Below are 10,620 nucleotides of genomic sequence, written 5' to 3'. Positions count from 1 at the left end.
GCCCGGTCGTTCAGCGGGCCGTCGCGACGAGGCGTCGAAGGGTGGCGTGGGCGGGTGGGCCCCAGGTGGGCTTGCCTCCGGGGCGGCCGTGGTCGCCGGCGTCTCCGATGAGGATGCAGGCAAGGGCACGCATCACGGCCCAGCCGCGGGCGCGGCGCAAGGTCGCCGCGTCCGGGGTCGGCCGGTAGGCCCGGTAGAAGCGGTCGGCGGCGCCGTCCGGCAGCAGTACCCAAGGGGCAGCCAGGTCGCAGGCCGGATCGCCTGCGAAGAGGTCTCCGAAGTCGATCACGCCGCAGAAGGTTCCGTCCGCGGTGAGGACGTTGGCCGGGTGCAGGTCTCCGTGGAGCCACAGGGCCGGGCCCGCCCATTCGGGCGCGGCGGCGGCGTCCTCCCAGACCGCGCGGACTGCGTCCGGGTCGGGGATCAGCCCCAGCTCGGTGGCCGAGGCGAGCTGCTGGGCGAACGCCTCGGCACCTTCGGACAGCGGCCCCCCGCGGTCACGACCGGCGGGCGCCCCGGCGGGAGCCGGTCGGTGGAGAGCCGTCAGGAAGGCGGCCAAGGAGTCGGCCGCCTCCGCGGCGCGTGTGGCGGGGGCGCGGTCGGCGGGCTCGCCCGGCACCCAGGTGGTCACGATCCAGGAGCGCGGAAACCGCTCGGAGGGCTCACCGAGGCGCTGCGGGACGGGGACCTGCAGAGGAAGGTGCGGGGCGAGGGCAGGCAGCCAGGCGTGCTCCTTGAGCAGCAGCGCGTCCGCGGACTCCGTCGCCCAGGGCAGCCGGACGGCGAGGTCGTCGCCGAGCCGCCACATCTGACTGTCCCAGCCACGCGCACCGAAGCTCAGAGGGAGATCGGCCAGGTCGGGGTGCTGGTCGCGCAGCAGATCCCGGACCAGATCCGCGGTGACGTCGATCTTGGTGTGGGTCATGCGACCCAACAATAATCTCGCCGACCGTCCCGTGAGGGAGCGGCCGTGGCAGCTGGTTGCCCGAGCTCACCGGTACCGGAGCCGGGATACCGCCGCCGCGGCGGGCCCGCGCCATGACGGATGTCGCCCCGCCCGGCCAGTCGTACGAGGTGGGCCACCGTCTCCCCCAGAGCGAACCGGCGGCTGACGGCGTCGAAGGAGTCCCAGGGCCGGGACCACGTCAACCGAGCGGACAGCTCGTAGGCAGTCGAGCCGGGATGGGCCCCGACGGCCCCACACAGTTCGGTGAGGCGCTGCGCGTGGTGCGCGGCCATGTGGGCCAGCCGGTGGTCGAGGCCACGGAAGCGGTTCTCGGGCGGGCAGCACCACGTCGACGGCGAACTGATCAAGGCGTGCGACGGAGTCGAGGAAGTCCGCCAGTGGATCGGCGTCCGGATCCAGCACGGAGACCGAGACCTGCGGGGTGATCCGCGGCAGCACGTGATCGCCGGAGAAGAGCAACCGCTGGTCCGGCTGGTAGAAGCAGGAGTGACCCAGCTTCGTGGCGTCGGAGCTCTCCCGGCAGAGGGCCGCACGTCGAACGCCGGGGCGGGACCGTCCGAACGGTCCCGCCCCGGCGCGCACCGGTGGGTGCCCCCGCTGTTTCCGGCGGCTGCCGTCCCGACGCATCCGCGGGGTGGCGGCAGCGGCCGTCCGCGCGGGGCCGTTCCCCTCGCCCTGGAAGCCCTCGCCCGTGCCTACGCCTTGCGGAGCCGGGCGATGATGCCGTCGATGTCGCGGACGAACATGTCCCCGCGGATCCAGTGGTCCCCCGGCCGCTCGTGCGACTCGTGGCCGATGCCCGCGCCGTCCAGCAGGGAGCGGAACTCCCGCTGTCCGGCGAGCACTTGACCTTCCTGTACCTGGTTGAACCAGTCCACCGAGCCAGCGCCGGTGCCGGCGACGAGGAACACGCGCTTGTTGCGGTAGCGCTCGATGTTCTGGACCGGGTTGTCTGCCGTGACCCGGGCCTCGTTCCAGAGAGGTGCGCCGTAGATCGTGCCGCCGGCCAGGTCCAGGGCAGCGGAGGAGGTGTTCGCCCAGTGGGTCACCAGGCCGAAGTCCCGACGCATGCTGGCCGGTCCGGAGTGGGAACTGACCGAGGCGAAGTGTCCGTAGTACTTGGCCGCGTACTTGAGGGCGCCGAAACCGCCCATGGAGAATCCCGAAACGGCCCGGCCGTCGTACTCGGCGAAGGTGCGGAAGTTCGACTCCACCCACGGGAGGAGCTGGGACATGTGGAAGGTCTCCCAGTTGCGGGGACCGACGTTGGAAGTGACGGGGTTGGAGTACCAGCCGGTGTGACCGCCGTCGGGCATCACCACGATGATGGGCTTGCCCGCCGTCCACTGCCGGATCCCGGCCCGGTCGAACTGGATGAAGTCCGCGTCCGGACCACCGCCGTGGAAGAGGTAGAGGACCGGGTAGGTGCGCCCGCTGGTGTGGTAGTCGTCCGGGAGCAGGATGTTGACGCCGACGCCCGGGTTCCAGCCGACCGCGGCGGTCTGGAGCCGGTAGTACCACATGCGGTGGTCGTCCTCGTTACGGTCCACGATGTGCAGCCCGGAACCGTCGCCCACGGCGCCGGCCGGAGTGGCGGACGCGAGGACGCCGGCCCCACCGAGGGCCATGGCCGCGGAGAACCCGCCGGCGGCCTTGAGGATGCTCCTGCGGGTGGATTTCAGTTCGCTCATTCTCTGTTCCTCCTGCTCGGTGATCTGCCTGCGGGCGGATCAGTTGTCGTGACTCGACTGCGGGCGGGTCAGCTCGTGGTGACCCGCTGCGGACGGTTCAGTTCGCGGTGATCCAGGTGCCCCGGTCGGGGTGCCAGTGGATGGTGGAGCCCTGGAACGCCTGGGCCCTTCCGCCCGCCTCGTCGTACTCGTCGGTGACCGGGTAGCCGAGTTCCTTCTCCCGGCCGCCCGCACTGAAGGCTTCGAGGATCGCGCCGTGCACGACGTGCGCCCCCGTCTGCGGCGACCACAGGAACAGCCCGCGCTCGAAGTACTGGTAGCGCCCGCGCGTCCCATCAGGAGCGGCCGAAGCCTCCGCCTCGTCCATCGTCGGGAAACCCCAACGTCGCTCCGCGTCCGTCGCCCAGAACTTCGTCAGGATGTCCCCGTGGACCGCGTGGGCCTCGTCCCAGCGCCAGAGGATGATGCCGTTCTGGAAGAGTTGGAAGCGTCCGCCGAGCGAAGCGGCCTCCTCGGCACGGACCGGCCGGCCGAGGTGGCCTCCCGGGCCTCCGAGCTCCGCATACTTCACGCCGATCGTGCCGTAGGGCTGGAACGCCTCGTCACGCATCGACACGGCGATGCCCTCGGCCTCGTCGTACCGCAGCGGGTACGCCGAACGCTGGACCGCCTGCGCGAGCTGGCCGGCGGTGCTGCCCTCCATCTGCGGCTCCATCCGGAGGGCGACCTCGAAGAACTTCCCTGCGGAGTAGTCGACGTCGAGGATCTGCTCGGGCGTGCCCCAGCCCTGCGACGGCCGCTGCTGGAAGACGCCGAGCGAGTCGCGGTCGCCGCAGTTGAGGTTGTTCATACGGGACTCGACCCAACCGGTCTCGAAGGCGGCGAGCATCACCTTCGGGGAGACGTTCAGGCGCTGCCCGACCTCGTAGACCTTTCGGGTCGCGGCGAGATCCCGGTGGGCGGGGATGTCGCAGTACGCCGTGGCAGGGGCCCGGTTGCCGAGGGGGCCGGGGACGTCCTTCGCGTCCGTGGCCCAGGCCGGGCCGGACAGGGCCGCAAGGACGGTGGCGACGAACAGGACGGTGACTCGTAAGCCCGTGCGTGACGTTCTCGCACGTCCGGTGGTGAGGAGGGGCATACGGATGGTTCCTTTGCTGTGGGAACGATGGGTTTCCAAGGGGGGCCTGGGAAGTGCCTGGGAGGTGCGGGGGAATCCACCGGCCAGGGGTGGTGGAACGACCGCTCAGCCGGCCGTGACGAACGCGGCTTCCCTTCGGGGCATGCAGTCGACGAGAGTGGCGGGAAGCGGTGGGGAGTCTCGTAGCGGTGGGAAGTCTCCTTCGCTGAGAGACCCGGGCACTGTGGGCCGGTGACGCGGGAGCACGGCTCCCGCACTCCGGAGGCGGAGCCGCGGTCATTCAGGGGCCGTGGAATCCCGCATGGAATCCCGCCCAGGCATACGGCGGCCGAAACCCGCGCCCCTCCGTGCGTCGAGGCGGTTTGATGGGTCCATGGACGTCACGGTCGGAGTGGCCTCTCCCTCCCCGCCGCGCCGCAGAGGCGCCCGGCCACCCGCCGCCGGCAGCGGAGCGGACCGGACCGCTCCGTGCCTCCCCGGAAGCCCGGCCAGAGGCGGTGGTCCGCTGGTCGTGGGAGCACGCACGTTCCTTCCTCTGCGTGGTGCGGGGCGACGGCTGGGACGTCACCGCGGACACGGCGGCCGAACGGCGTCGGGGCACGTCCGCGGATGCTGCGCCCCCCGACCTCCCGCGTGGCGGGGCTCCCCTGTGTCAGGAGTGCCCCGAGTGCCGGGCACATTCATACCGCCCCCGCGCCCCGTCTCCCACCTCTGCGGGCCCGTTGGACAGACGCCGGACAAACGCCGGACATCGCGCCCCTCCTCACGACGGACAGACCGTCACCCCAGACGAGCCGGGCCATTCATGACAGGGAGGTACGCAGGGTGGGACGCCAGGAACAGCCGCTCGATCTCGACCAGGGCCCCGTGGCCCGATTCGCCTACGAACTCAGGGAGTTGAGACGCCGGGCGGGCAGCCCGCCCTACCGGCGACTCGCCGCCCGGGCCCACTACTCGGCCTCCACCCTGGCCGCCGCGGCAGCCGGCCGGCGGCTGCCGAGCGCCACCGTACTGGCCGCCTTCGTCACCGCCTGCGGCGGCGATCCGGCGGAGTGGGAGCAGCGCAGGGTCCGCACACACCGGCTGATCACCAGCCCTCCGCCGCTGCCTCCCGAGGCGCCCCCGGGCGATGGCACACCGGGGTACTCGGCAGGCACCCCGGACCAGGCCGCGGACCTCGCTGCCCTGGCACGTCTCCCAGCGTCACGGGCCTCGGTGACCGTCACCCCGTCGCGGGCCACTCCGCCCGAGGAGATCTCCGAACCGATCCGCAGCACCGCTTCGGCGCCAGGGGACTCGGCCGCGGAACCGCACTCCGCAGTGCCGGATCCGGCGCCCGCACCAGGCGCGGCGCCGGACTCCGTGACACCGCCCCCCGGTCGGTCCGGTCGATCGGGCCGGCCCGACCGCCTCATCTCCGGCCGTATGCGCGCAGCACGACTGCGGACGGCCGGCCTGACCGCACTGATCGTCCTCGCTGCCGTACTGCTCACCGTCGGGGTGTTCCGCCTGGGCGACAGGGGCGCTACGCACGCCGATGCCGGCCCGGAGGGCTCCGGGAAACCGGCTCGCACCACGACGCCCGCGGTATTCCATGACGGCGCACATCTGCTCCGGACCGACGCCGGTATCCCCCGCGCATACCGCCACCTCATCATCGAGGCGGGCACGCTGTGCGACACCGCGGAGATCACGCCCGCCCTGGTGGCCGCCATCCTCAAGGCGGAAAGCGACTTCGATCCGACCCTCAGCGACCCGGCGAAGGACGAGTACGGAATCGCCCGCTGGACGCCACGCGTACTGCGCTACTACCTCCCGCCCGAGCGGCAGAACGCCGTACCCAGGCCCCCTTTCAGCCCAGAGGACTCCATCTCCGCACTGGGCAGAATGCTCTGCGCCATCGCCCCCGACCTCGTGGGTGTCCCGGGTGACCCGGCCCTCCACCTCGCCGCCGCGTATCGGACAGCCACGTGGGTCGTGCAGCAGCAGGGTGCACAACTTCGCTCAATCCAGCCGTACTTGACCCGAGTCCGCACTCATCTGGAGCACTACAGGCCACAGGTGCGAAATTGATCCGAGGCCGCACCGGGGCCGCCGGCGGGCACGTCGGCGACGGGACTCTCGCGCCCCTCGACCGCTTGCCGACGAGGCGGCCTGAAGCACGCAACACGGATGCGGCCCGGCGGAGCCGAGCCACTCCTGGCGGTTCGCCGACCGGCCCACCAGCTCGCGGCACGACACGCCTCCACCACTTGCCCGCGCGGCGATCTCTCACCATGACCTCATATCCACAGTAAAGATCGATCCCGATCATTGGCGGAGAAGAAATCACCAAGACCGTACGTGTCCGTAACGCATTAGGAGAAAGCTTCCTGCCTCGCCCAAGATGCGTGCATGTGTACCTCCACCCAGAGCGGCGCCGCGCACCGATGAGTCACAGCACAACGGATCGACCCGCCCGCGACGTCCCGCCCTCAGCCGGCCGAGGAGGCTCGCCACACATAGCCCGCGGTTCGGGAGGGAATCCGGTCATCCATACCCTCGACACGACGCGCGGCTCACTGAGCCGCCAAGGGTACGCAAGCCTCTCCGCGTACGGGCCAGGTGACGCACCGGCTCACACCCACACGCGACCGGGCGGGAGCGCTCCGCCCTCGGCCCCCGCCCATGGGCGGAGCCCGACCAGGCCACCCCGGCTCCCGCACACACCCGGCAGCGGGTACGTTTCGACGCGCCCCGACGGGCGCCGGCAGCGACCTGTTGCCGAACCCCCGGATCGCGACCGTGCTTGGGAGAACAGGCCGTCGTTCCGATCGGCCGCGACCCCGGACGACGCCTTCGACGAGCTCTACGCCTACGCCGCGCCAGGACTTGTTCACCAGATCCGCCTGCTCACCGGACGCCGCGGGTTCGCCTTCGAAGCCGTCGAGCATGCCTTCCACTATGCCTGGGAGCACTGGCCCGAGGTCGCCGTCGACCCCGACCCCGTCGGCTGGGTGCGCGCTCAGGCGTATGAGTACGCGTTGTCCCCGTGGCACCGCTTCCGTCCCGCGCTCAGACACGCCGAACCCGAGCCGGCCGATCCGCTCCTCCAGGCCCTGCTCGCCTTGCCTGCGGCATGTCGCCGAATCGCCCTGCTCAGCGACGGACTGGGGCTCACCGTCTCCCAGGCAGCCGCCGAAACGGAGACGAGCACGGCAGTCACCAGAGACCGGTTGGTGCGCGCACGCGTCGCCATCGGGCAGCACGTTCCCGAACTCGGCCACGACATCGAGGCGTTGAAGCAGACGCTGCGCACACTCGTGACCGAGGGTGCCTCGGCGACCCTCCCCAGCGCCCGGTCCACCCGCGCCGGCAGCGACCGACGTATGCGCATCCTCACCCGGGTCGTCTGTGCCCTGATGGCGGGATTCATCGCTGTCGTCACGTTCGCAGCGGCTTCCACCCCCACTCGGAACGAGGAGTCGCACGATCCCTCTGGCACGGTCACCAGCACGTCCCGACACACCTAGGGCTTCTCGTTTGGATCATGCCGGGCTCGCGTGCCCTGGCGCCCACACCAGGCCCCGCTCCCTGATCCGGCCTTTCCGGACGAAAGACCCTAGCCTCTGGGAGCCCACGGGTTCTCTGAAGGCGCGGGTCCCTCCAGAGCCTGGCGGACCTTCTCCTTGAGGGTCTTCGGCGGGGCCTTCTTCTCCTCCTGCGTGTGTACGAGGCGGGCAGCGGTCACGCGTATGTGGCACTCGCGGTGGTGTTGGTTGAGCCGGACCAGCCAGGCGCCGTCGGAGGTGAGGAAAGCGCTGCGGGCCGGGGCGTCACCCGGTCGGGCATGACGGGCCAGGACGTTCGGCACGTAGTGCAAGGCCGCGTCCTCGGTCGCGGCGCGCGCCTGGGCCTCCGTGCCGCTGACGGGGTGACTGGCCACCAGTGCCCAGCGGTGCAGTTTCAGGTCGACCCCGTCGGCGCGTCGAGTCACGCGGGTGTCCTCCTCGATGAGGACATACCACTGAGCAGTCATGAACGGAGCCTAGTGCTCCAGCGGTAGTCGACGCCGCTGCTGCGACCGGACGGACACGGCTCCGGTCGACCGTCGGCGCGTGGAACACACCGTCGCTCCGTGTCCTTGAGAAGCTCGGGTACAGCGGGATCACGTCTCGACGGAGGACGGCGGGTGAAGTCGTGTGGCTCACACGCTCGTTGCCGTGGCGCGAGGTCGCGCCTCCCGGGATTGCATGGTCACGTGATCCGGTGTGCGCTCAGGGGATCTCAGAGGTCTCAGGGGGCTCCAGGGGAGAATGACAGCATGGCGGCTTCGTGCGTCGCGTCGTCGCCGCTCACGCCCGATGGCGTGATGACGATCCGGTCGTTCACGTAGGCCAGGTATCCGGCAAACATTCCGGACTCCGTGGCCCGGGCGGATGCGGGGTGCCGCAGCACCTGCTTCTTCGTGTCCACACCACCAGGGCCGAAGCGGAAGATCCCGCCCGGCCGGCTCCACGAGGCCGCCTCGTAGACGAACGCGGACGTGCCGCCCGCCGCGCGCAGAGGGTGCAGCGTACTGTCCTCGGACTTCACGCCCCAGGCGAGCTTCCCCGTATCCAGGTCGTAGGCCCCCACCTGGTCGGTTCCCCCCAGATAGACGGCGTTCCCCTCGGCGAAGGTCCCCTTGCAGTTCTGGATGTTCTCGCCCGAATCCCCTGTGTCGGCGCAGTACTTGAAGCCCTTCGGCCTGGCATCGATCGTGGTGCGGACCTTTCCGTCGGCCCTCAGCGCGACGATCCGCCAGTTGTCGGTGCGTTCCTCGGCGTGGAGCGTGGTGAAGACGACAGGGTCGACGGAGAGCACCTTGCCGACCACCCAGCCCGGCTCGGTCCGGAAGCGCCGGAGGACCTTGCCCGTACGCGGGTCGATCTCGCGGAGTTGGCTGTAGCTCTTGGTGCGATCGACGTTGATCGCACAGTCGGAGCTCACCAGCAGCCGGGTGCCGCCCGCCACGTCGTCGGGGTAGCACTTCCCGGGATTCTCCATGGGGATGTCGTAGAGCTTGGATCCGTCACCGACCCGGTACGCGGCGGCTCTCATGGACTGCGTCATCGCGAGGACGTCGCCGCTGATGGCGCTGTTCACGATGATCGTGTCGTCCATGGATCCGGTCTCGGCGAGCTCCTTGTGCCATCCGACCTTCCCGGTCCGGAGGTCGATCATCTGGAGTTGGTTGCAACGGTTCCCGCTGCGGGCCGCGCTGCTCTTGTACACCAGGACGACCTTGCCGTCGGGAGTCGGGTTGACCGGTGTCTCGCAGACAGGGGCGGGCAACGGGAGGCTCCACACCTCGGCACCGTCGGAGAGGCGGCGGGCGGTGACCTTCTTGTAGACGGCCTGTACGACGGTGTCGCCGACGACCCACAAGTCGTAGACCTTGATACTGCGCCGGGGCAGATCGGTCCGGTCATCGACGACCCACGCCTTCGCGTCACCCGGCTCGTGCCCCGCGTTGATCTCCTCCGACGTCGGGATCCGCTTCGGCTCGGGCGTACGGACGGCAGGGGTACGGGAAGCGGTCGGCGTCCGGGCGGGGCCGGGCGTCTTCCCCGCCACGGGCTCCGCGGGCCCGCTTTGCCGGCCGTCGGTGAGGGCGTACACCCCTCCACCTGTCACCAGGAGCAGGAGGACGACGACCGTGGCGATCACCGGGCCGTTGCCGAAGCGCCCGCGGCGGGCCCCCTGCCCCGGCGGAGAGTAGCCCTCCGGGGCGTACGGGTTGTCCGGGACCGGCTGCTGCGGTGGGCGTGGCAGGTACCACGGCTGCGGCTCGCGCGACATCACTCTCCCCCTCCTGCCGGCGTTACGGATCCGGCAGGGATCGTGGTTGACGTCTCCCTGGAGCCTGTCTTCGACGCCGCCCGCTTCCGTACGGCCGGACACCGCAACCCCGTTCGGAGCGTCACGTGCTTCCTTCTCTCACGCATGCGCAGTGTCCACGTTCAACGATCACGCTGGTCCGCGACCCGTTCACCGGACGGATCGGCCACCACGATCTGGATGTGCGGCGGGGCGTACTTGCGCGCCTTGCCGACCATCTTCGCGAGGTCGAACTTGTGGGGCAGTACGGCGACATGGATGGGTGCGGGCATGGCCGGGTTCTGCGGCGGGACGACTGCGCCGGCCGGCAGGACCGCGCCGGGCCGCAGCCGCGCGCCGATCAGCGCCTGCCGGCCGTCCGGCGGGGTGGCCACGACGAACTGGGTGACGTCGGCCCACGGCAGCAGCACGTTGCCGAACCGGGCGCCGGCTGCGTCGAACTGGAACGCCGTGCGGCGCTTCTCCAGCCAGGCGACGATGAACGGGGCCGCCGCGACAATGATCACACCGCCCTTCATGTCGAGCGCCCAGCCGAGCAGCAGGGCGAGCCCCACGACACCCACGATCGCTCCCCACAGGCCCGCGTGGTCCTGGGCGGAGAACGGGTGAGTGACCCGGTATCGCTCCCATCGCGCACCGCGGCGGGTGGGGCCCGCTCCGGGCGCCCGATTGACCTGCGACATAGCGAAGTCACCTCTCTCGACTACGTGTTGGATGGTTCGCGCCGACCGCATGGCGGTGGTCGCGCTTCCTCGCCGCAGAAGTGCGGGACGGAGCAGCAGCGTCCGTCGCGGACGCACCTCGGCAGACTCTGTCGTGACGTGCTGCAAGCCCGATGAAATCCCGATGGAGCACAGATTTGAGAGACTGTGCGGGCACTGGGCACTCAGTGGACGTGGGGACTTGGACGTGGGCGTGGATTCAGAGGGTTCGGGCGGGAGTCCGGCCGAGGCGAGGGAGCC

Annotated in this window: 8 protein-coding genes and 1 pseudogene; 3 read left to right on the top strand and 6 right to left on the bottom strand. The window is 70.6% G+C overall.

Going from position 1 to position 10,620, the window contains the following annotated elements; genetic code table 11:
- Positions 1–10: 10 nt before the first annotated feature.
- The 3 genes from OG230_RS32835 to OG230_RS32825 form a co-directional block, all read right to left on the bottom strand.
- Complete coding sequence (locus OG230_RS32835; RefSeq protein ID WP_328907389.1) at positions 11–925, bottom strand: aminoglycoside phosphotransferase family protein; 915 nt, start codon at positions 923–925, stop codon at positions 11–13.
- A 737-nt stretch (positions 926–1,662) separates the two neighbouring features.
- Positions 1,663–2,658 (bottom strand): alpha/beta hydrolase, encoded by a 996-nt coding sequence (locus tag OG230_RS32830; RefSeq protein WP_328907388.1) that lies wholly within the window; start codon positions 2,656–2,658, stop codon positions 1,663–1,665.
- 97 nt (positions 2,659–2,755) lie between these two features.
- Positions 2,756–3,796: an LGFP repeat-containing protein gene (locus tag OG230_RS32825; protein ID WP_328907387.1), complete on the bottom strand. Its 1,041-nt coding sequence runs from the start codon at positions 3,794–3,796 to the stop codon at positions 2,756–2,758.
- 825 nt (positions 3,797–4,621) lie between these two features.
- On the opposite strand from OG230_RS32825, the gene OG230_RS32820 reads away from it, so the two are divergent.
- A complete protein-coding gene (locus OG230_RS32820) occupies positions 4,622–5,869 on the top strand; it encodes a helix-turn-helix domain-containing protein (RefSeq protein ID WP_328907386.1) in 1,248 nt (415 codons plus the stop codon).
- 923 nt (positions 5,870–6,792) lie between these two features.
- Positions 6,793–7,308, top strand: a complete 516-nt coding sequence (locus OG230_RS32815) for a hypothetical protein (protein ID WP_328907385.1) — start codon at positions 6,793–6,795, stop codon at positions 7,306–7,308.
- 89 nt (positions 7,309–7,397) lie between these two features.
- On the opposite strand, the gene OG230_RS32810 is transcribed toward OG230_RS32815, so the two are convergent.
- Positions 7,398–7,814, bottom strand: coding sequence for a hypothetical protein (locus tag OG230_RS32810; protein ID WP_328907384.1), 417 nt, complete (start codon positions 7,812–7,814; stop codon positions 7,398–7,400).
- Between the two features lie 11 nt (positions 7,815–7,825).
- On the opposite strand from OG230_RS32810, the pseudogene OG230_RS36440 reads away from it, so the two are divergent.
- Positions 7,826–7,999 (top strand): annotated as a pseudogene (locus OG230_RS36440) (GNAT family N-acetyltransferase); the annotation flags it as partial.
- A 72-nt stretch (positions 8,000–8,071) separates the two neighbouring features.
- Here OG230_RS36440 and OG230_RS32800 read toward each other — a convergent pair.
- Positions 8,072–9,619, bottom strand: a complete 1,548-nt coding sequence (locus OG230_RS32800) for an outer membrane protein assembly factor BamB family protein (RefSeq protein ID WP_328907383.1) — start codon at positions 9,617–9,619, stop codon at positions 8,072–8,074.
- Positions 9,620–9,780: 161 nt separating this feature from the next.
- Positions 9,781–10,341, bottom strand: coding sequence for a hypothetical protein (locus tag OG230_RS32795; RefSeq protein ID WP_328907382.1), 561 nt, complete (start codon positions 10,339–10,341; stop codon positions 9,781–9,783).
- Between the last annotated feature and the right edge of the window lie 279 nt (positions 10,342–10,620).

It is taken from the genome of Streptomyces sp. NBC_00234 (assembly GCF_036195325.1).
Classification (GTDB): Bacteria; Actinomycetota; Actinomycetes; order Streptomycetales; family Streptomycetaceae; genus Streptomyces.
This window is presented reverse-complemented; position numbering and strand designations above follow the sequence as displayed.